At 63.6% G+C, this 19,241-nt stretch carries 16 protein-coding genes and 3 pseudogenes; 4 read left to right on the top strand and 15 right to left on the bottom strand.

Annotation, left to right across the window (positions count from 1 at the left end; translation table 11 throughout):
- Positions 1-5: 5 nt before the first annotated feature.
- The 7 genes from BLU32_RS19420 to BLU32_RS19450 all read right to left on the bottom strand — a co-directional run bounded on the left by BLU32_RS19420 (position 6) and on the right by BLU32_RS19450 (position 9,201).
- Positions 6-995: a TRAP transporter substrate-binding protein gene (locus BLU32_RS19420; protein ID WP_093809686.1), complete on the bottom strand. Its 990-nt coding sequence runs from the start codon at positions 993-995 to the stop codon at positions 6-8.
- Between the two features lie 328 nt (positions 996-1,323).
- The gene (locus BLU32_RS19425) at positions 1,324-2,016 is read right to left on the bottom strand and encodes a FadR/GntR family transcriptional regulator (RefSeq protein WP_172838598.1); all 693 of its coding nucleotides are present in this window, start codon (positions 2,014-2,016) and stop codon (positions 1,324-1,326) included.
- Positions 2,017-2,111: 95 nt separating this feature from the next.
- Entirely contained in the window at positions 2,112-2,573 is a 462-nt protein-coding gene (locus tag BLU32_RS19430; protein WP_093809689.1) for a RidA family protein, read from the bottom strand.
- Complete coding sequence (locus BLU32_RS19435) at positions 2,570-3,781, bottom strand: aminotransferase class I/II-fold pyridoxal phosphate-dependent enzyme (protein ID WP_093809691.1); 1,212 nt, start codon at positions 3,779-3,781, stop codon at positions 2,570-2,572. The genes BLU32_RS19430 and BLU32_RS19435 overlap by 4 nt, the downstream gene beginning before the upstream one ends.
- 37 nt (positions 3,782-3,818) lie before the next feature.
- Positions 3,819-5,456, bottom strand: a complete 1,638-nt coding sequence (locus BLU32_RS19440) for a hydantoinase B/oxoprolinase family protein (RefSeq protein ID WP_093809693.1) — start codon at positions 5,454-5,456, stop codon at positions 3,819-3,821.
- Positions 5,457-5,470: 14 nt separating this feature from the next.
- Complete coding sequence (locus tag BLU32_RS19445) at positions 5,471-7,555, bottom strand: hydantoinase/oxoprolinase family protein (RefSeq protein WP_093809695.1); 2,085 nt, start codon at positions 7,553-7,555, stop codon at positions 5,471-5,473.
- A 125-nt stretch (positions 7,556-7,680) separates the two neighbouring features.
- Entirely contained in the window at positions 7,681-9,201 is a 1,521-nt protein-coding gene (locus tag BLU32_RS19450) for an aldehyde dehydrogenase (NADP(+)) (protein WP_093809697.1), read from the bottom strand.
- Between the two features lie 136 nt (positions 9,202-9,337).
- Here BLU32_RS19450 and kdgD point away from each other — a divergent pair, with 136 nt between their 5' ends.
- A complete protein-coding gene (gene kdgD / locus BLU32_RS19455; protein WP_093809699.1) occupies positions 9,338-10,252 on the top strand; it encodes a 5-dehydro-4-deoxyglucarate dehydratase in 915 nt (304 codons plus the stop codon).
- A 108-nt stretch (positions 10,253-10,360) separates the two neighbouring features.
- Here kdgD and BLU32_RS19460 read toward each other — a convergent pair whose 3' ends face one another.
- The 8 genes and pseudogenes from BLU32_RS19460 to BLU32_RS19500 all read right to left on the bottom strand — a co-directional run bounded on the left by BLU32_RS19460 (position 10,361) and on the right by BLU32_RS19500 (position 17,213).
- Positions 10,361-11,170 (bottom strand): hypothetical protein, encoded by an 810-nt coding sequence (locus tag BLU32_RS19460; protein WP_093809701.1) that lies wholly within the window; start codon positions 11,168-11,170, stop codon positions 10,361-10,363.
- Positions 11,171-11,247: 77 nt separating this feature from the next.
- Positions 11,248-12,627 carry a glutamate decarboxylase gene (locus BLU32_RS19465; protein WP_093809703.1) on the bottom strand — a complete coding sequence of 460 codons (1,380 nt, stop codon included), beginning with the start codon at positions 12,625-12,627 and terminating at the stop codon, positions 11,248-11,250.
- 624 nt (positions 12,628-13,251) lie between these two features.
- The gene (locus BLU32_RS19475) at positions 13,252-14,364 is read right to left on the bottom strand and encodes a transporter substrate-binding domain-containing protein (protein ID WP_197673647.1); all 1,113 of its coding nucleotides are present in this window, start codon (positions 14,362-14,364) and stop codon (positions 13,252-13,254) included.
- Positions 14,365-14,871: 507 nt separating this feature from the next.
- On the bottom strand, positions 14,872-15,039 hold the full coding sequence (locus BLU32_RS21935; protein WP_157727755.1) for a hypothetical protein: 168 nt from the start codon (positions 15,037-15,039) through the stop codon (positions 14,872-14,874).
- Positions 15,040-15,268: 229 nt separating this feature from the next.
- Positions 15,269-15,844: pseudogene (locus BLU32_RS22110) on the bottom strand (amidohydrolase family protein); the annotation flags it as partial.
- Positions 15,845-15,859: 15 nt separating this feature from the next.
- Positions 15,860-16,168 (bottom strand): hypothetical protein, encoded by a 309-nt coding sequence (locus tag BLU32_RS22115; RefSeq protein WP_197673649.1) that lies wholly within the window; start codon positions 16,166-16,168, stop codon positions 15,860-15,862.
- Positions 16,169-16,703: 535 nt separating this feature from the next.
- The gene (locus tag BLU32_RS21940; RefSeq protein WP_157727756.1) at positions 16,704-16,859 is read right to left on the bottom strand and encodes a hypothetical protein; all 156 of its coding nucleotides are present in this window, start codon (positions 16,857-16,859) and stop codon (positions 16,704-16,706) included.
- Positions 16,860-16,952: 93 nt separating this feature from the next.
- Positions 16,953-17,213, bottom strand: a complete 261-nt coding sequence (locus BLU32_RS19500) for a DUF3892 domain-containing protein (RefSeq protein WP_093809711.1) — start codon at positions 17,211-17,213, stop codon at positions 16,953-16,955.
- A gap of 130 nt (positions 17,214-17,343) precedes the next feature.
- Between BLU32_RS19500 and BLU32_RS19505 the strand changes: the two genes are divergently transcribed.
- The 3 genes and pseudogenes from BLU32_RS19505 to BLU32_RS19515 all read left to right on the top strand — a co-directional run bounded on the left by BLU32_RS19505 (position 17,344) and on the right by BLU32_RS19515 (position 18,918).
- Positions 17,344-18,264 carry a hypothetical protein gene (locus BLU32_RS19505; protein ID WP_157727757.1) on the top strand — a complete coding sequence of 307 codons (921 nt, stop codon included), beginning with the start codon at positions 17,344-17,346 and terminating at the stop codon, positions 18,262-18,264.
- Positions 18,265-18,294: 30 nt separating this feature from the next.
- Positions 18,295-18,477 (top strand): annotated as a pseudogene (locus BLU32_RS19510) (NmrA/HSCARG family protein); the annotation flags it as partial.
- Between the two features lie 29 nt (positions 18,478-18,506).
- Positions 18,507-18,918: pseudogene (locus BLU32_RS19515) on the top strand (AtaL-like protein).
- Positions 18,919-19,241: the final 323 nt, after the last annotated feature.

Genomic DNA, 19,241 nt, shown 5'->3' on the forward strand with positions numbered 1-19,241 from the left:
GCGGCTTACTTCAGCGACGCTTGGTAGTCTTCGTAGACGGCCTTTTCCTCGTCGCTGGCCCGGGTCACCCAGTCCGCGACCATCTCCTTGCCGATCTCGTCAATCCGATCGAGGATGTCCTGGGGTGCCTGATTGATGGTCATGCCGTGATCCTTGAGCACCTGCTCGCGCTCGTCGCTGGCTGCTTTGGCCATCTCCCAGCCACGGGCCGTTGCCTTCTCGCCTTCCTCGATCACGATCTGGCGAACGTCGTCGGGAAGCGCGCGCAGGGCGCGCTGGTTGACGATGATGGCGTTCTTGTTGTGCATCGTGCCGGTGTACGTGAAGACGTCGAGATAGTCCCAGACCTGCACGTCGGTGCCGGACTGCGCGCTGGTCCACAGGGCGTCGATCATGCCCGTGGCGAAGGCCTGCGGCACCTCCGCGAACGGTAGGATGATCGCAATCGCGCCAAGCTCCTTGCCCATGATCTGGGTTTGCTGGGAGTAGATGCGCAGGCGCACGTCCTTGATGTCGTCGAGCGAGGTGATCGGCTCCTTGGTGAAGAAGCCCTGGCCGGGCCACGCCACATAGGTGAGCACCTGCATGCCGTGCCGGCCGAACCACTTGTCATAGAAGGGCTTCTGGGCCTCCATCAGCTTCCAGGACTTCTCGAAGGTTGGCACCACGCCCGGGATGTTGTCGAGGTTGAACATCTCCTGTTCGTTGCCGTAGACGCCCATGCGGATCTCGCCGATCGGTATCTGCCCGGACTGCACCGCCCGCTTGATGTTGTCGAGCTTGATGAGGCTGTCGTTGGACCGCAGGTCGATCTTGAGCTCGCCATTGGTCCGCTCTTCCACGGCCTCGATGAACTTGCGGATGTTCTGGGTGAAGAAGCTGCTCTCCGGATAGCCTGAGGCCATCGTCCACTCGGTGGCGGCGAACGCCGAGCCGGCAGACGCGACCGTGGCCGTCGCCAGGGCGCACACGCGAAGTAGAGACTTCAGGGACATTCTCGTTCTCCATCTGTTGGGGTGACTGGCGCCTTGGAGCAGGTCGTGCTCAGCGCACGGGCAATTGGCTTGCCTCTCACTTTACGTCTGTAGACTGTCATATGTTGTCATATGTGTCAAAGCCGTAAAGCCCGGTTTCTCGAAAACTTGCATTTTTTATCGAGGGTGGCCGGAGAACGCGCCTGCGCCGCCGGGAGTGCTGAAGAAAAAGAAAAGAGAACTTAAGTAATTGAAATAATAAATAATTGCCTCGCCAAACATGCCGGCGAGACAGTCATGTGCCGCTGACGCGCCTCACCTGGAGGTGCGCGGGGGCCGAGCCCGGAGATCAGGCCGCCGACTGACGGTAGCGCATGAGGCTGCCGGAAAGATGCCTGCGCATGGCGTCGCGGGCGGCGCTCGGATCCTGTTTCTCAATGGCTTCGAGAATGGCCCCGTGTTCCTCCTGCAGCTTCTCATTGTAGGCGCCAGAGTGGGCCTTGGAGCCGATCGCGTTGATGCGCAGGCGGGGAATGATCTGCGGTCCCAGGAAAGTCAGGAATTTCTCGAAATAGGGATTGTTTGTCGCACGGGCGATGGAGAGGTGGAAGTCGAAATCCATCGGCCCGCTCTGTCCGCTGCCCTCCGCCCGGATCCGCTCCAGCGCCTCCCTGATTTGACCGAGCTGCGCGTCGCTGCGGCGTTCCGCGGCCATCGCGGACGCCTCGAGTTCCACGCTCAGGCGCAGCTCCAGGATCTGCAGGATGTCCTGCACGGCGTCGTCGGGAATGGGTGAAATCTCGAATGGGAGCAGGCGCGGCGCGTCGTCGACGAAGACGCCGATGCCCTGCCGCGACTTCAGTACGCCATCCGCCCGAAGGGAGGCCACCGCCTCGCGAACCACGGTCCGGCTTACGCCGAACTCCGCGCACAGGTCGCTTTCGGAGGGAATGCGCTGGCCCGGAAGATAAACCTTGTCGTCGATCTTCTGCAGAAGCTGCTTCTTGAGCTGCGATGAAAGGCTTTCCCGTCTCCCGAGCATTCTTGTTCCTTCTGGCGTCTCTGACCACATGTTGGGCATCATATAACAGACCACATGGTCATACCAGCGATTGTAGGCTGTTCGCGGGCCTTTGCTCAGGTATCGACGAGCAGGATCGCCTCGACCTCGACCGTCATGTCGTGGGGAAGGGAGCCGACGCCGACAGCGCTGCGCGCGTGCCGGCCGGCCTCTCCAAGCACGTGCAGGAACAGCTCCGAACAGCCGTCGATCACCTTGGGATGCTCGCGGTAGCCGGGCACCGCGTTCACCATACCGAGCAGTTTCACCACGGCCTGCACGCGACCGAGATCGCCGAGCTCCGCGTGGGCGGCGGCAAGAAGCTGCAAGCCGGCGGAGCGAGCGTGGACATGCGCCTCCTCGGTCGTGGTCGTTTCGCCCACGCGCCCCGAGGCGACGGTACTGTCCGCATGGGCACCGCCGCGCCCGGACAGGAAGAGAAGGTTTCCGGCAAGGAGCCCGGGAACATAAGCCCCCGCCGCCTTGCGGACGGGCGGGAGCTCGAGACCCAGCTCCCGCAGTCTGTCGTAAGGGGTCATCGACCGACCTCCAGTGCGGCGACCGCGTCCGCGATGCGGCTGCAGGCCGAGGCGAGCAGTGGCCGGGCTGCCGCGAAGGACAGGCGGAAGCAGGGAGACAGCCCGAAGGCGGCCCCGGGAACGGTCGCGACGCCCGCTGCTTCCAGCAGGTACTCGGCCACTTCCGCGTCGTTCGACAGGGCCCTGCCCGTGGGGGTGTGCTTGTCGATGAGCCCCTTGCACTCGGCGAATGCGTAGAATGCGCCCTCGGGCTTGCGCAGTCGCAGCCCCTCGATCCCCGAAAGAGCCTCGATCACCAGGTCTCGGCGTGCGGTGTACTCGGCGCCAGCGGTTGTGATGAAGTCCTGCGGGCCGGTCAGCGCGGCGATGGCGGCCGCCTGCGAGATCGAGCAGGGGTTGGACGTGCTCTGCGACTGGATCTTGGCCATGACCTTGATGAGGTCTGCCGGCCCGGCCGCGTAACCGATCCGCCAGCCGGTCATCGCATACGCCTTGGACACCCCGTTGACGATCACGGTGCGTTCGCGCAGATGCGGGCATGCCGTGAGGAACGAGGGAGCCTCCGCGCCATCATGCCGGATGTGCTCGTAGATCTCGTCGGAGAGGATCAGGACCCTGGGATATCTGACCAGCACCTCGCCCAGAGCTTCCAGTTCGGCCCGGGTATAGGCCGCGCCAGACGGGTTGCCGGGTGAATTGAGGAACAGCCAGCGGGTTGCCGGGGTGAGTGAGATCTCGAGTTTCTCGGGCGTCAGCTTGAAGCCGTCCTCGATCGGGCATTCCACCACGCTGGGCATGGCGCCCAGGAGAAGCGCCATGTCCGTGTAGGATACCCAGTAGGGAGCGGGAACCAGAATCTCGTCACCGGGTGCGAGCGTTGCCATCAAGGCATTGAAGATGACCTGCTTGGCGCCGTTTCCGGCCGAGATTTCCTGACGGGTGAATGTCAGGCCGTTCTCTCGCGCGAATTTCCCGATGATCGCGTCTTTGAGCTCCGGCGTTCCGTCGGCGGCGGTGTAGTGGGTCTGGCCTGCCCGCATCGCCGCTGCCGCAGCATCCAGGACATGCGCCGGTGTGTCGAAATCCGGCTCGCCGACACTGAGGTCGATGATATCGGCGCCTCCGGCCCGCAGTTCGCGCGCGCGAATCGAAACGGCCATTGCCGGGGAGAGCTTGATGCGCCTTGCGCGTTCGGCTTCATAGTTCATGGCGTGACCTTCCGAGAGCCTGTCTGTGTCGTCCGGGTCATTTGCGCGCCACGTATTCGAAGGCGACGTCGCGCGCGTCCGCGTCAGGGTCGCGCTTTTCGGGAGAACCGAAGCCGCCCCCGCCCGGCAGGCTCAGGACAAGACGGCGCTCCGCCGGAACATGCTGGCGGCCCTTTGAGGCCAGCCGGGTTCCGTCGTCCAGTGTCACGGAGCCAGGTTCACCGTCATGACCACCGTCTCGGCCGCGCGCGGGATGGTCGATACGGTCGAACATGGCGTTGAAATGGAACTCGTGTCCCTCGGCCGCGCTGATTTCGACAACCTGTCCCAGGCCGCCGCGATACTGGCCCGCGCCGCCGGAGCCATCGCGCAGTTCCTTGCGCCAGAAGATGACCGGGCCGACGTGTTCCGTCGCCTCGATCGACATGGAGTGCACGCCGCTGGGAAACGCGGTCGCGCTAAGGCCATCGAGCGTGGCGCGCGCGCCCGCGCCGCCGCTGTTGAACAGCAGCACCTCGGCGCGTCGGCCGCCGTCGGCCGGCGCCTTGTCGCCCTGCAGCGGCCTCGCACTCACGTGCAGGTTCCACAGCGCGCCGGAGCCTTCCGCCGGCACGCGACCTGGCAGCATCTTGTGCACCGCGCCGAGCACCGCGTCGGGGATGAAGTGGCCGAGCACATGGCGCACCGCCACCGGGGCCGGGCGCAGGGCATTGAGGATGCAGCCCTCCGGCGCCTCGAAGTGGAACGGAGCAAGCGAGCCGTGGTTGTTGGGGATGTCGGGGGCCAGCGCGCACTTGAGTCCGTAGCAGGCATAGGCCTTGGAGTAGATCATCGGGACGTTGATCCCCAGCGGGCTGGGGCCGGACGTGCCGTCGAAGTCGGCGAGGATGTGGTCGTCGCGGACATCGATGCGCACAGCGATGTCGACCGGGCTGCCATAGCCGTCGACACGCATGACGTTGTCGTAGGAGCCCTTGGGAAGAGCCGCGATCCGCTCCAGCGTCGCCTTGTAGCTGCGGTCGAACACGAACTCGCCGAGCGCTTCCAGATCGCTCAGGCCGAACTCGTCCATCATATCCATGAGGCGGCGATGGCCGGTTTCGTTGCACGCGGCGAGGGAGAAGATGTCGCCGACGACCTGGTCCGCCTCGCGCACGTTGTTGCGCAGGATGTTGACCAGGTCGCGGTTGACGTTGCCGCGTTCCACGAACTTCATGATCGGGATGAAGATCCCTTCCTCGTAGACCTCGTTGGCGTCAGGCCCGAAGCCCCGGCCGCCCACGTCCACCACATGGGCGGTGCAGGCGAAGAAACCGACGAGCGCGCCGCCGCGGAACGAAGGGGTCACCATCGTGATGTCGAGAAGGTGGCCTGTGCCCTTCCATGGGTCGTTGGTGATGTAGACGTCGCCTTCGAAGATGTTCTCGCGGCCGATATCATTGATGAAATGGCCGACCGCCTCGGCCATCGCGTTCACGTGGCCGGGGGTGCCGGTAACCGCCTGGGCGATCATCTTGCCGCCCCGGTTGAAGACACCGGCGGAAAGGTCGCCCGATTCACGGACACTGGTGCTGAAGGCCGTCCGGATGAGGGTGACGGCCTGTTCCTCGACGACCGAGATGAGGCGGTTCCACATGACCTGCATGCGGACGTCGGAGAGCGAATTCGCGGTCATGGCTCTTGTTCCCTTCACGCTTTCGATCGGACGAGCAGACATCCGTCCGCCTGGAAGATCGCTTCCTGTCCATCGGTGATGATCGTCGTGGTTTCGTTTTCGGTGATGACGGCCGGGCCGGGGACGCAGTCGCCGACCTTCAGTTCGGCCCGAGCGACCACGTTCGAGGTGACGAAGCCGGCGGCCTTTGCCTCGAACATCTTCCGCGTGACGGTAGGCTCAAGCCTGCGCGCGGCCTCGACCCGTTCGACGCGCGGCGCCGGATAGGCCTCGGAGCTTGCCCGCAGGGACCAACTCACGATCTCGATGTCCAGCTTGTCGATCAGGCGACCGAAGAGCTGTTCGTAGACGTCCTCGAACCCCTTGCGGAAGACGTCGACCTCGCTCCCGGCGTAATCGCGGACCTCCACGGTGACGGGAACTTCCCAGCCCTGGCCGGAATAGCGCATGTAGGCGGCGCACTCGAGGGTGGGAACCGCGTCGGGGGCGCCCGAGCGCACGAAGGAAGTCGCCTCGTCGGCAAGTTCCTTCAGGACCGAATTTACCTTGCTGGCGTCGAAGGCGCTCAGGCGCAGGAAGGCGCTGCGCACGGATTCAAACCCGAAGGGTGCCCGCAGGAAGCCGATGGCCGAACCGACGCCGGCTCCGGGGGGCACGAGCAACTCGTCGATCCCGAGTTTTTCGCAAAGCCGGCCGGCATGCAGTGGTGCTGCGCCGCCGAAGGCGATCATCGTGTAGTCGGCGAGTTCCATGCCGTTCTCGACCGCATGCATGCGCGCGGCGTTGCTCATGTTCTCGTCGACCACTTCGCAGAGCCCGAAGGCGGCGGTGGCGCCGTCGAGGTCGAGGGGGCGCGCGAGGTCGTTCTCGATCGCGCCCGTCGCGGCATCGACGTCGAGGGTCATGGAGCCGCCGGCAAACCCGTCCGCCGCCAGCTTTCCAAGCAGCAGGTCGGCGTCGGTGACCGTCGGGTTGCCGCCGCCGCGCCCGTAACAGGCGGGGCCGGGTTCGGAGCCGGCGCTGTGCGGGCCGACGCGGATCTGGCGCATGGCGTCCACGGTGGCGATGGAGCCGCCGCCCGCGCCGATCTCGACCATCTCGATAACCGGGATTGAGATCGGCATCCCGCTTCCCTTCTTGAAGCGGTAGGTGCGCGCCACCTCGAAGGTCTTGGCGGTCTTGGGCACCTGGTTGTCGATCAGGCAGATCTTCGCCGTGGTGCCGCCCATGTCGTAGGAGAGCACACGCTCGATCCCGTGCTGCTTGGCGATATGGGCGGCGAAGATCGCACCGCCGGCCGGGCCGGACTCGAGTAGGCGAACCGGAAACTCAATGGCGCTCTCGACGCTGATGATGCCGCCGCCCGAGTGGATCATGAAGACCGGGCACGTGGTTCCGGCCGCCTTGAGGCTGTTCGTGAGGCGGCGCAGGTAGGACGCCATGAGCGGCTTTACATAAGCATTGGCACAGACGGTGTTGAACCGCTGGAACTCGCGCATCTGCGGCGAGACTTCACAGGAAATGGAGACGAAAAGGTCGGGCTTGCGGGCCAGAAGCGCGTCGCGGACACGCCGCTCGTGCGCACCGTTGACGTAGGAGTGGATCAGGCCGATCGCGATGCTCTCGAAGCCGGCCGCGATGATCCTGTCGACCAGGGCGTCGAGCTCTTTTTCGTCGATTTCCTTGAGGACCTCGCCATGGGCGTCGACGCGCTCGTCGAGTACGAAACGCTCGTCGCGCGGAACCAGCGGGGCCGGGAGCACGATGTCGAGGTCGTACTGCTCGAACCGGTTCTCGGTCCGCATCTCAATGACGTCACGGAATCCCTTCGTCGTGATGAGGGCTGTCCGGGCACCGCGACGCTCGATCAGTGCGTTTGTGGCAAGCGTGGTGCCGTGAATGAGCGTGTCGATCTCGGAGAGCGCCACACCGGCGCGTTCGGCGACGAGCCGGACACCGTCCACGATACCCTGTTCGGGTGCCGTGTAGTTGGTGAGTACCTTTGCGGAGTGCATGGTCTCGCCAACTTCCATGGCAACGTCGGTGAAGGTTCCGCCGATGTCGGCCCCCACCCTGATCTGCTTGCCGTCCTTCGTCATGTTCGCCGGATCTCCCGCTTGCCTAAGTCATCGCCGATCCCGTTCGGGATCGGCGGCTATGTCAGTTGTATGACAACATACTAGGTAGGAATGTCAAGAAGTATGATGTCCGATTCCTTCCCGAATCAACTCGCCGTCCGCGCGTCCTGCGGAAGCAGGTCCTCAGGCATGTTCTGATAGCAGACGGGCCGCAGGAAACGCCTTATGGCCAGTGAACCGACGCTCGTCGCACCGAAGTTCGTGGAGGCGGGGTAAGGGCCGCCATGGACCATCGCGTCGCAGACTTCCACGCCTGTCGGATAGCCGTTGACGAGCAGGCGTCCAGCCTTGCGTTCCAGCACCGGGACCAGATCTTGCGCCTGGTCATGATCGCCCTGGTCGAGCTGCAGCGTGCAGGTGAGCTGTCCGCGCAGTCCTTCCGCGACGGTTTTCATCTCTTCACGGGACGACACCGTGACGACCAGTCCGAGCGGGCCGAACACCTCTTCGGCGAGATGCGGCTCGGCGAGAAACCGGTCGGCCTGCGTCCTGAGCAGGGCCGGTGCTGCCTGCCGGTCCTCCGGCGTCGCGGCGCGACACACAACCGTGCCGCCGGCCGCCGAGAGAGCGTCCACGCCCGTTTTGAAAGATGTGGCGATGTCCGCGGTTAGCATGGTCTGTGGCGCAACCTGCGACAGCGCTGCGGCGGCTTCGGCGATGAACGCCTCGGCGGCCTCGCCCTCCTGAAGCACCACGACGCCGGGGTTGGTGCAGAACTGCCCGACACCCATCACGAGCGATGCCGCCCAGTCCCGCGCGATGGCGGCGCCACGTGCGCGCTGCGCCGCTTCCAGCACGAAGACCGGATTGACCGATCCGAGCTCGCCAAAGAAGGGAATGGGTTCTTCGCGGGAGGCGCAAAGGTCGAACAGCGCCCGTCCGCCGCGCAGGCTGCCGGTGAAGCCAATGGCCTGCACCAGCGGGTGGGTGACGAGCGCTTCACCGGCAGCGCGATCCGCGCTTTGGATGAAGCTGAAGACACCATCCGGCAGGCCGCAGGCGACGCGCGCCTCGTTGATGGCCTCGGCCACGAGTTCCCCAGTTGCGGGATGGGCCGGGTGCCCTTTCACGACGACCGGACACCCGGCGGCCAGGGCCGAGGCGGTATCGCCGCCGGCCGTGGAGAAGGCGAGCGGAAAATTCGAGGCTCCGAAGACGCCTACAGGGCCGAGCGGGCGCATGCAAAGCCGCAATTCGGGGCGCGGCGGTGTTCGCTCCGTCAGGGCCTCGTCGCGGCGAAAGTCGAGATAGGCGCCATCCCTGATATGGGCCGCGAACATGCGAAGCTGGCCGGTGGTGCGACCGCGCTCGCCCTCCACCCGTGCCTGCGGAAGGCCGGTTTCACTCATGACCGTTGTTGTCAGATCTTCGGCGCGCGCCTCAATCGCCTCGGCAATGGCCTCCAGGAAGGAGGCGCGCTGTGCGCGGGTGGATTGGCCGTAGGCGGAGAAAGCTGCTTCCGCGGCGCGCACCGCGCTGTCGATCTCCTCCGCTCCACCGTTGCAGAAGGAATGGGCGGGGCCGGTGACAGTCCTGCTTTCGAAACGCTGGTGGCTGCCGGTTCGGCGACCTGCGACAAGATGCTGGCCATGCGGACGATACGTCATTAAGGCGCTCCCTAGGGTTCGGTTGGATCGCGGTGCGGGCAAACTCAACATAAAATAAGACATCATACAACTGTTGACTTTCATGTGATGGCGAGTAGAACCTGATTGAACAAACAATTCAATGAGGAGCGCACCCATGGACCCGATCGAACTCAAGGAAAGGCTCGCGTCGAGCCTCCTCTCCTTCCCTGTCACGCATTTCGGGGCCGACGGCGGGTTCAACGCCGAGAGCTACCGCAGGCATGTGGAATGGCTGTCCGGTTTCGACGCGGCCGGCCTTTTCGCGGCAGGCGGGACGGGTGAGTTCTTCTCGCTCGCGCCGAGCGAGATCCCGGCCGTGGTTCGCGCTGCAAAGGAGGCCGCCGGCAAGACGCCGATCGTTGCCGGTTGTGGCTATGGCACCGCTCTTGCCGTTTCGATCGCGAAGGACGCCGAGGCCGCTGGCGCCGACGGCCTGCTGCTGCTGCCGCAGTATCTGGTCGACGCCTCCCAGGAGGGGCTTTACGCGCATGCCAAGGCCGTCTGCGACGCCGTTTCGATCGGTGTCATGATCTACAACCGCGACAACGCGGTCTACAAGGCGGACACCGTCGCACGCCTGTGCGAGGCCTGTCCGAACCTGATCGGCTTCAAGGACGGCAGCGGAGAGATGGGGCTGGTACGCGAGGTGACCGCGACCATCGGCGACCGCCTTACCTATCTCGGCGGAATGCCGACGGCCGAGCTCTTTGCCGAGGCCTATCTTGCCGCTGGCTTTACGACTTATTCCTCCGCCGTCTTCAACTTCGTTCCCGGCATGGCCGTCGAGTTCTACAAGGCACTGCGTGCGGGTGACACCGCCACTTGCGAAACGCTCCTGAAGGGTTTCTTCTTCCCCTTCATGAAGCTGCGCGAGCGTGCTCCGGGCTACGCCGTGTCGCTGATCAAGGCCGGCGTGCGCCTCAAGGGCTTCGAGGCCGGTGGCGTTCGCTCTCCGCTGACCGATCCCACGGCCGAGGAGGAGCGCCTGCTTGGCGAACTGATCTCCTTCGCCGAGGCACGTGCAAGCTGATCCTCCCCTCCGATCGGCCTGCCGAAGGCTCGTGGGCGGTGAAGCGCCCGCGGGCCTTTTTTGCTGTTGGGCCCAGGTCACGCCTTGGGCCTCTTCCAATGCCTGCCTTCACGGGATGAGCGTCGCGTCCAGGCGGCTTTCCTTCATCATCAGGAGCGCACCCGCGAGGAATCCCGCCGCGCCGAGGCACAGCAGCACATTGGCGGAAGCGGCGATCCAGGCGGGCTCCGGTCCGCGCGGTATGTAGGCCAGAATGCCGGCGCCCATGAAGAAGATGCAGCCGAGCAGGTTCGCCGTCACGATCCGCCAGTCGAGGTCGGCCGGCTTCCAGGACCACCATCCGTGGCCGGCCTCCATGAAGGCCAGATAGCCGGACACGAGGAAAAGCACCGAGCCGACGAGGCCCGGCAGCCAGATCGTAAGATCGGCGAGATACCAGTGTGCCGGCGGATCGATTGCATCGAACGTATTGAAGTTGAACATCACGGTTCCGGCGAACTGGGTGATGGTGCTGAGCCAGCCGACGTTGGACGGTTTCCAGCCGAGGAAAAGAAGCCGCGTCCGACTTTCGGGTGGGCCGCCATTCATCTCACCGGCATTGGCCGCCTGCAGGTTCTGCATGAAGCCGGCGCTGGTGAAGAAGATCGAGCCGGCGAAGAAGATGACGGCGATCTCCCGGATCGTGAGGGGGCTGTCCACGACGGACAGCAGGCTTGCGACAATGAAGTGCAGCGATCCCACCGCGAACAGAAACCCGTTCCACCAGTTGTAGGCGGGCCGGTGCCAGAAAGGGATGCCCTGCTGGTGCGCGGGGCGTTGCAGGCCCTTGCGATGCTGGCGCGCCCGCAGCACGATCCTGCGCCCGTCGCGCAGGATGCAGCGCATGGTGATGAAGGGCCTCGGGCCTCTGGTGTCCATTCTCGCGTCCGCGTTCGTTCGTGCCGGAGGCGGGCATTGCCCGCCCGCCGGTTCCCGTCTCGTCGTGGGCCGTCCTGTCAGTGGTGGAAGCCGGAGGCGTCCTCCTCGCCGAGCGGGGTCTTGTGCGGATGGGCATCGAGATGGGTCAGCGCGGAGCGGAGATCCTCCAGCAGCATCGCGCAAAGGTCCCGGCTGACGCCGTTGCGCACGAGAATGCGCTGGACCGCCTGGTCCTCGCAGTGCGCCGGTAGCGTATAGGCGGGCACCTGCCAGCCGCGCACGCGCAGCCGGTCGGCGAGGTCGAACAGGGTGAACCCGGTTTCCGCCCCGTCCTTCAGCTTCCATGACACGGCCGGAATGCCCCTGGCGCGGTCACCGTCGAAGACGATCTCGAAGGGCCCCATGGCGTCGAGTTCGCGCGCAAGATAGGCGGCGCTGTCGTAGCAGGCACCGTGGATCTTGGCGTATCCCTCCCGGCCGAGGCGCAGGAAGTTGTAGTACTGGCAGACGATCTGCCCGCCCGGGCGGGAGAAATTGAGGGCAATGTCCTTCATGTCGCCGCCGAGATAGTTCACCCAGAAAACCATTTCGTCGGGCAGGTCGGCCTCCTCGCGCCACATGACCCAGCCGACGCCAAGCGGCGCGAGGCCGAACTTGTGCCCCGAGGCGTTGATGGAGCGCACGCGCGGCAGGCGAAAGTCCCATTCAAGTTCGGGCGCACAGAAGGGGGCGAGAAATCCACCGCTGGCGCCGTCCACGTGGATGGGAATGTTGAGGCCGGTCTCGCGCTCCAGGGTGTCGAGCGCGTCGCTGACCGCCTTCACCGGCTCGAACTCGCCAGTGAAGGTTACGCCGAGCGTCGGGACCACGCCGATGGTGTTCTCGTCGCACAGCTTCAACACCTCCTCGGGCGTCATCAGCATGCGACCGTTCTCCATGGGGATCTCGCGGTGCTCCACGTCCCAGTAGCGGGTGAACTTGTGCCAGCATACCTGCACGGGACCGGTGATGAGATTGGGTTTGTCGGTCGGCTTGCCTTGCGCCCGGCGGCGCGCCTCCCAGCGCCGTTTCATGGCCAGTCCGCCGAGCATGGCCGCCTCGCTCGAGCCGGTGGTCGAGCAGCCCGTTGCGGGGCCTTCCGGTGCGTGCCAGAGGTTGGCGAGCATCCGCACGCAGCGCGCCTCGATCTCTGCGGTCTGCGGATACTCGTCCTTGTCGATCATGTTCTTGTCGATGCAGGCATCCATCAGATCGTGGATTTCCGGCTCTTCCCAGGTCTGGCAGAAGGTGGCCAGGTTCTGGCGGGAATTTCCGTCCAGCATCAGTTCGTCGCGCACTGCCATGTAGATACGGCGCGGGTTTTCCTCTTGGTCGGGGAAATGCGATTTCGGCAGCGAGGCTGACAGCGTCCTGGCGCCGTAGATCTCGTCATCGGGATTGTCGGTCTTGCGGCTCATCGGGGGTACTCCGTTTCAGGTGCGCAAAGAGGGGCTGGTCGGGTGGGACGTCATGCGGGCCGGGCCTGCTTCAGGACGCCGCTTGCGTCGTTTGAAAGGCGGTCGAGATGCTCCAGTGGAAGGATCAGCGGCACGCCTGTGTCCGCCAGGGTGCCGAGATCGAAGCTGGCGTAATTCAGGTTGCGGTAGGTGTGCAGGTGAAAGCGCCTGCGGTCCAGATCCGACAGGTTGGTCCTGCATGTGTATTCGGTCGCCGGAGCCTCGTCCTCCGGCCCCGAAAGCCCCGCGACCTCCAGACGGCCGTTGTCGGCCGCCCTGGGCGTTGTCGAGATCCCGCGCGGCCTCGCGCGTCGGCATTCGCCCCGGCATCGTCACGGCGAGAAACGCGTGCCCGCTCGTGTAGTCCAGCGCGGCATTGCCCTCCAGATGCGAGGAAAAGGCCTGCCCGGACGGGCAATAGGCGAACTGGTAGGGAAGGTCCTCGGTCAGCTCCAGGGTCCTGACGAAGTAGGCACGGTCGGCGGCATCGCGGTAAACGAGGGAGGTGCACATCCGCTTGTGCGCTTGTGGTCCCTTGCTGATCGAGTTCGCGGCAAGACGGCGCGCCGGGCGTCGCCTGTCTTGTCATGGGTTGAGGCCGAAGTACTCTGCCGCGATCTCCCGTACGGCCCCGTCCTCGCGTGCGCCGATGATTTCGACGGTCATGGGCTTGCGGATCGGACTTCCCGGCGGCAGGCCGAAACCGTATTTGTCGGGGTTGAAAATCGCACCGACCACATTCAGCGGTATGTCGGGGTTCACATGCGCATGATACTCGAGCACGGGCTTGTCGCCGATGACCGCCTGGATTTCGCCGTCGACCAGGGCTTGTGCGGAATGTGAGATGTTGGGGTAGGCGATGAACGTCAGGCCCGCCGTCTGCGCATAGTCTTCCGCCGTGCTGCCTTCCGTGACACCGACTGTCAGACCGGGCAGGTCGGCAACGCTGCGGATTTGCCCCTTGAAGGCCAGCGTCGTCATGACGCTTGTGACAGAGGACGTGACGAACGCCACGACGATGATGCCGAACACCAGCCACAAGCCCTGCCAAATCCGTCCGATCCAGCCGAACAGGTTCTTACGGCTCGGCGGTCTACCCGACATGGCGATGGTCATCACGAGGTAGAAGCTCTCGGCAATACCGTCCCGCCACCGTGTTGGAAAGTTCTTGTCGAAACGCCGGTCGAAGATCGTGAAGCCGACTGAGGCGGCGACAATGATGAGGGCAAGCCAGCCGTAAGCTGCGATGAACCCGGAATCATAGAGGCCTTCGAGCAGGTTCCAGATGCTGGTTCCGCCATTCTCGTTGACCATGATCCTGAGTCCGGAGTCGAACCAGGGCTGCGTGAACTCGATACGGGCGGCGCGTGCCTCCGTGATCGTGAGGTTGGTCACCGCGGCGTCGATCCGCGACGCCGCAGCTGCGTCGATCATCTGGCGGACGGTGTCGAATTCCTTGTAGGAATACGTGAGGTTGAGCTCACCGGCGACCAGCTCCCAAAGCCGGATCGCCATGCCGGAATACCCGCCGTCCTGTTTGATCACGAAGGGAGGGCTTTCATGCACTCCCACGATCAGGTCCTTGCCGGTCGTGCTCTCCTGCATCTCCTGTGCAAGGAGTGGCGTTCCGGCGATCGTGAGGAATAGAGCGAGGACAAGCGTCGCAATTGCGCTCGGCCGATTTGAAATCTGGTCCATCCGAGGGGCCCTTCCGGCTCATACATGGGTCCACACCCTAGTGGTCCGATTCCAACATTTGATTCCCGTTGCTGCGACCTTGTCAGCAAATGTTGGAACCATAGGGACCACTGGCAAGCTTATGTTTATAGTGGAATTTTCGAATTTGACATTTGATGAACGAGGTCGCTGAAACGGGATTTAAATGTCAAATTCATTCCACTAGCGGTCCTGCAATGCCAAACGAACTCCAATAGCGCAATAGACGCATCCAACAACTTTGCCCTGCCATTTCAAGACAGTCGGACTTCGTCGAAGGAAATCGCCTGTAGCGATACCTGAGCCCGTGGCAATGCCAACGGATGCCCCCGATTCACTTGCTCTGTAGACCGTAAGCAAGATTGCCGGTCCGGGTATAAATAAAAATACCAATACAATAATATAGTAATTTATTATTTTTGAAATTCTATCATGAACCCTCCTTCGTGCGAAAAAATTCAACAACATGGCTTGTAAGAACTTCGATTTTCAAAAAGAATTTGTCCAAAAATCATAGGGCCTGCCAGGGGGCCGTCCACCCAGTTCGGTGTCGAACACATGGCCATCCTTCCTGTAGTCGGTCTTGAGATACTTGTCGCCGGCGGACACCGAAAGGCTGTCGTTCAGCGCCTCGTTGGCGGTGCCGCGCCCAGACATTGACGAAGCCGCCGCACCCGAGCGATCTCGCCCGACAGTCTGGTGCGTCAAAGATAGGGTGTGATCTGGAGGGCTTGGTCGCGCGGCGCACCCGACGGGGCGGGAGATGCTAGATCATCTGCCAGCGCTTCGGGTCCTTGCGTCAGTGCAAGCGCGACGGCAAGAAACGGCATGCATCCGGCAGCCCGTGCCGTCGCCCTTCCGGTCCTTGTCACGAACCGCGCCATGGTCAGCCCTCCAGCGTGTTCTTGCGAATCCGTCCGTTCTTGACAATGAGCTTCATGAGCGTGCCGGGATCCGCGATCAGATCGATGGTCTCGAGCGGATTGCCGTCGAGGACGACAATGTCGGCAAGCGCGCCGGCCTTGATGACGTCGAGTGGCCTCTCATAGGGGCTGCGCGGACCGGACAGGCCGAGAAGCTCCGCGTTGCCGCTGGTCAGAAGCCTCAGCACCTCGGCATTGTCGTGCCAGCGCTCGAACTTGGCGAGTTGTCGTCCCTGTGTGGCGGTTGCCGTGGGGTTGAACAGGATATCGGTTCCAAGCGCCAGTTTCACATTGTGCTTGTCGGCCATCTCAAGGGCCTTGACCGTGCCTTGTGCGATCAGATTCTGCTGTACGATCTGCGCCGGGTTCGTGTACACGTTCGCGTCCTCGTCGGCGAGGAACGGCTGGATCGACCACCATGCCCCAGCGTCCGCCATCATGCGCACGGTGTCCTCGTCGGCGAGCTGCCCGTGTTCGATGGACCGCACCCCGCATTTCAGTGCGCGCTGTACGCCCAGCGATGTGTAGACGTGGGCGCAGACGTAGGTCTGCCTCTACCGCGGCACGCGTTTCTTCTTCTGAAAACTGGATGCTGTCGACCGGATCATGGTGGAGGCGAGGCCACCGCCGGACATGATCTTGATTTGGCTCGCCCCGAGCATGAGCTGCTCCCGCACCCGGCGGCACACTTCCGGCACGCCGTCCGCGATTGCCGAGACGCCGGCCTCTTCCGCGTGGCTCGGGTTGGTCTGCGGCGAGCGAGGCACTTCATAGCGCTGGCGGAAGTCGCCGTGGACCGACGTCTGGGACACCATGGCGCCGGAAGGATAGATGCGCGGGCCGGGGGGCTGTGGCAGGCGCAACCAACCCCGTGCGCCGGACCCTGATATTTCTTACCAAGGAGAAAGACCAGGGTGCGCGCACCCTGCGTCGCGATAGACCGGATGGTCCTGCCCGGACAATCCGGTCCGACGAATCCCTTTTCGCACGGGGTATTGGCCCAAACCTTGAGTGACCAGATCTAACTCGCTTTCGGGTTGATGCTTGCGGGCGGGGCAAAGATGGCGCGCTCAGCGCCGCTTTCCACGCGGCCCGCGGGCCCTTGGAACGGCGCGGGAGGGGAACTGCATCAGCCGGCGGAACTTGGGGCATTCCAGGTGATCTTCCTCGGGACAGTCGGCGAAATGGTGCAACGCATCGCGCAGCCGTGTCAGGCCCTCGCAACCAAACAAGATGCTGAAATTACCGCGAAACCAGAAAGCTCCGGGCTGCAAGGCCAGGGCTTTCGCACGTTTTGGCACGAATTTGGCACACTCAGCGGCAACGCCCATCCTGCCGTGTCAACAGCCATCAACAGCGGAACTGCAATCGCCTGCCCTTTGAGGCAGACGGGGAAGATCAGGATTCCTCGACGGTCGTCTTCGGATTCCGTTTGGCCGCCGCGCCACTGACAAAGCGCCCGCTCTTGGCGCCACGCGCCGAGCCGGTCGAACCGCCACCGGTCTTCTCGAACACCGTCGTGTTCGGGCTGCGCTTGCTGTGTGCGGTCGTCACGTAGCGACCGCTGACTGCGCTACGATAATGGCCGCCGGATTTCCCCTTTTGCCATGGGTCTTGTCCTTCCGACTAGAGGACAGCCGGTCGCGCTTAGCAGTCCGGCAGGTTGTCCAGGTTGTTCTTCGAGGTCTTGTCCGCGGTCGTCCGGAGGTGCCTCTTGCCACCTTCATTGACGACATGAACATCCGTGCGATGCCCGGCCCGGTCCACGTAGTAGCTGTGCGTCTTGTTCTCGATATCGCGGATTGCGTCTTCCTTCGGCCGCGGGGACCAGTGCTCGCCGCTGTTGCAGAGCTTGGTGATATCACCGTCCTCGTCCTTGCCTGAGGCTGTAACTCGCCGATCAGCCATCCGATAGGCTCCTTCTACATATCGTGCCCAATTTGGCACAGTATACTACATAGCAGAGTCTGGTCGGGAACGAAAGGCGAACTTTCTTGTGGTCATCGCGGGGAGCGTAGATCGACTTAATAGTGTAGGTTTGGAGTTCATTGCCGGTGGTCGTGCCTTCGGGCAGCCGATAGTGTGTCGGGCCTGTCCCCGAATGCGATCAGGCGATAGCTTGATCCAGCAATTGGAGTTGCACGGTGCATTGCGATTGACGGCCGCACACGATCCGACCTTGGCGCGGACCCTGGCCGACGACCCCCTCGACGGCAGCGGCGTCATCGGTCTGAGCCGGAATCTCGATACCGAGACGCTTTCCGGGAGTATCGTCGCGACGCGCGGGTGCATGATGCTGGACTACGCGCGCGAGCATGACGGAATCGGCCTGACGAAGTCCGGTGCGCTGAATCGCAATTTCCTGGCCTGGGCGGTCGAGGCGTTCGATTGGCCGGGCTACGAGCCGGCCGAGGTCTATGCCGTCAACAAGGTGGTCGACGAGATCGACTATCTGCCCGGCTGGTACCTGCACGAGGTCATGAAGCGCCGCAAGATCATGCGCAAGCACAAGGACCGACTCCTGCTCTCGCCGGCGGGGCGCGAGGCGCTTGATCGGCCGGGTCTGTTGCAGGCCGAACTTTTCCCCGAGACCTTCAGGGGCCGCTATCTGCCGAGCCTCGATACGGCTTTCATGGGGGATTTCGATCTCTACTGCGGCCTGCTGCTTTGGCAAGTGCGTCATGTGACGGAGGGCTGGGCGAGCGCGCGGGAGATCTTCCGGACCGCCGTGATTCCGGACGATGCCATTCACGAGCTCGGCGGTTATCCCGATGCGCCGATCCACGGTTTCCATCTGCGCGTCCTGCGCTTTCTCACCTGGTTTGGCGTGCTCGAACCGGCGGCAACGGGCAGTCGCCGCTTCGATGCCGACGGGTTTCGCTATCGCGCGACGCCGCTGTTCGACCGCTTCGTGCATTTCCATATCGCGACCGCCGGCGACTCGGACGCACCACACTGATCTACTTCAAGCGCCGCTTTTGTCGGAATCGGCTTCGAGCAGAACATGCGCCAGTTCATGCCGGGGTGGATGGCCTACGACATGCGTCTGATGGCCGAACGCTTCGCATCCGACGGCATGCTGCCGGAGGCCGGCGATGTGGACCGACTCACCGCGCTGCTCGACCGCCCGCTGCGCTCCTACCGCGATTACATCGCGCAGATTGCCGGCTGACCTCCAATCTCCGAACAAGGGCCATCAACTTGATCTATTCAACCGCCACCGTTCCGGTGAACCCGGAAGGCGAAACCCCGCTCACCCGCGAGCAGGTCTGGAAGGACCTCGAGCTGAAAGCGCGCCACGCACTTCGTCCGTGACGTCACCATCGCCGGTGCCGACCTGCGCGAGATCGTCGTGCTCGAGCCGCAGCGCAAGATCACCTTCTTCCAGGCGACCGGCCCACGTGAAGGCGCCATCGTCAACGAGCTGTTCGAGGACGCCGCCGGCGCGCTTCACCTCAAATTCTACTGCTATCTCGGATTGCGCGACAAGGAACCGAATAGCCCCGAGAAACAGGTTGAGCAGAAACAGTTCGACAGCGACAAGGGCTACAAGGCCGCCCTGCTGTCCACGCTAAAGCGTACCCGCGAGATGCTGGAGGATGGTTTGCTCTGAAACGCATTGAGCGACAAGGTGCCCTGTCTCATTTCCGGGAAACAGGCCCGCCCTCCTTCCATGAAGCATGCGTCGATTGCGATCGTAGCAATTCCGCGACCATGCGCCAAAATATTTGCTCCAGCGTCTCCTGAGCCGGATGGGAGCAAGCTGAATGGGAGGAATCACCGCGCAACATTGCCACACCGGAACTGCAACCCCCGTCAACAGCCACGGCCATATCGGCCAAACCAACCACCAGAGTCTCCGTCAAACTGGATAAAACTTTGGGGCAACGTCACGGGCGGCGTAAAAACTGTCCACCTATCATCCTCCCGCAATAT

The organism is Stappia sp. ES.058 (assembly GCF_900105595.1).
Classification (GTDB): Bacteria; Pseudomonadota; Alphaproteobacteria; order Rhizobiales; family Stappiaceae; genus Stappia.

What these genes read in the sequence shown, in the direction of transcription:
- BLU32_RS19440 (WP_093809693.1), bottom strand. Translation starts at nt 5,456, where the DNA reads ATGACCGCGAATTCGCTCTCCGACGTCCGCATGCAGGTCATGTGGAAC.
- BLU32_RS19445 (WP_093809695.1), bottom strand. Translation starts at nt 7,555, where the DNA reads ATGACGAAGGACGGCAAGCAGATCAGGGTGGGGGCCGACATCGGCGGA.
- BLU32_RS21935 (WP_157727755.1), bottom strand. Translation starts at nt 15,039, where the DNA reads ATGTCTGGGCGCGGCACCGCCAACGAGGCGCTGAACGACAGCCTTTCG.
- kdgD (WP_093809699.1), top strand. Translation starts at nt 9,338, where the DNA reads ATGGACCCGATCGAACTCAAGGAAAGGCTCGCGTCGAGCCTCCTCTCC.
- BLU32_RS19460 (WP_093809701.1), bottom strand. Translation starts at nt 11,170, where the DNA reads ATGGACACCAGAGGCCCGAGGCCCTTCATCACCATGCGCTGCATCCTG.
- BLU32_RS19475 (WP_197673647.1), bottom strand. Translation starts at nt 14,364, where the DNA reads ATGGACCAGATTTCAAATCGGCCGAGCGCAATTGCGACGCTTGTCCTC.
- BLU32_RS19465 (WP_093809703.1), bottom strand. Translation starts at nt 12,627, where the DNA reads ATGAGCCGCAAGACCGACAATCCCGATGACGAGATCTACGGCGCCAGG.
- BLU32_RS19430 (WP_093809689.1), bottom strand. Translation starts at nt 2,573, where the DNA reads ATGACCCCTTACGACAGACTGCGGGAGCTGGGTCTCGAGCTCCCGCCC.
- BLU32_RS19425 (WP_172838598.1), bottom strand. Translation starts at nt 2,016, where the DNA reads ATGCTCGGGAGACGGGAAAGCCTTTCATCGCAGCTCAAGAAGCAGCTT.
- BLU32_RS19435 (WP_093809691.1), bottom strand. Translation starts at nt 3,781, where the DNA reads ATGAACTATGAAGCCGAACGCGCAAGGCGCATCAAGCTCTCCCCGGCA.
- BLU32_RS19500 (WP_093809711.1), bottom strand. Translation starts at nt 17,213, where the DNA reads ATGGCTGATCGGCGAGTTACAGCCTCAGGCAAGGACGAGGACGGTGAT.
- BLU32_RS19420 (WP_093809686.1), bottom strand. Translation starts at nt 995, where the DNA reads ATGTCCCTGAAGTCTCTACTTCGCGTGTGCGCCCTGGCGACGGCCACG.
- BLU32_RS19450 (WP_093809697.1), bottom strand. Translation starts at nt 9,201, where the DNA reads ATGACGTATCGTCCGCATGGCCAGCATCTTGTCGCAGGTCGCCGAACC.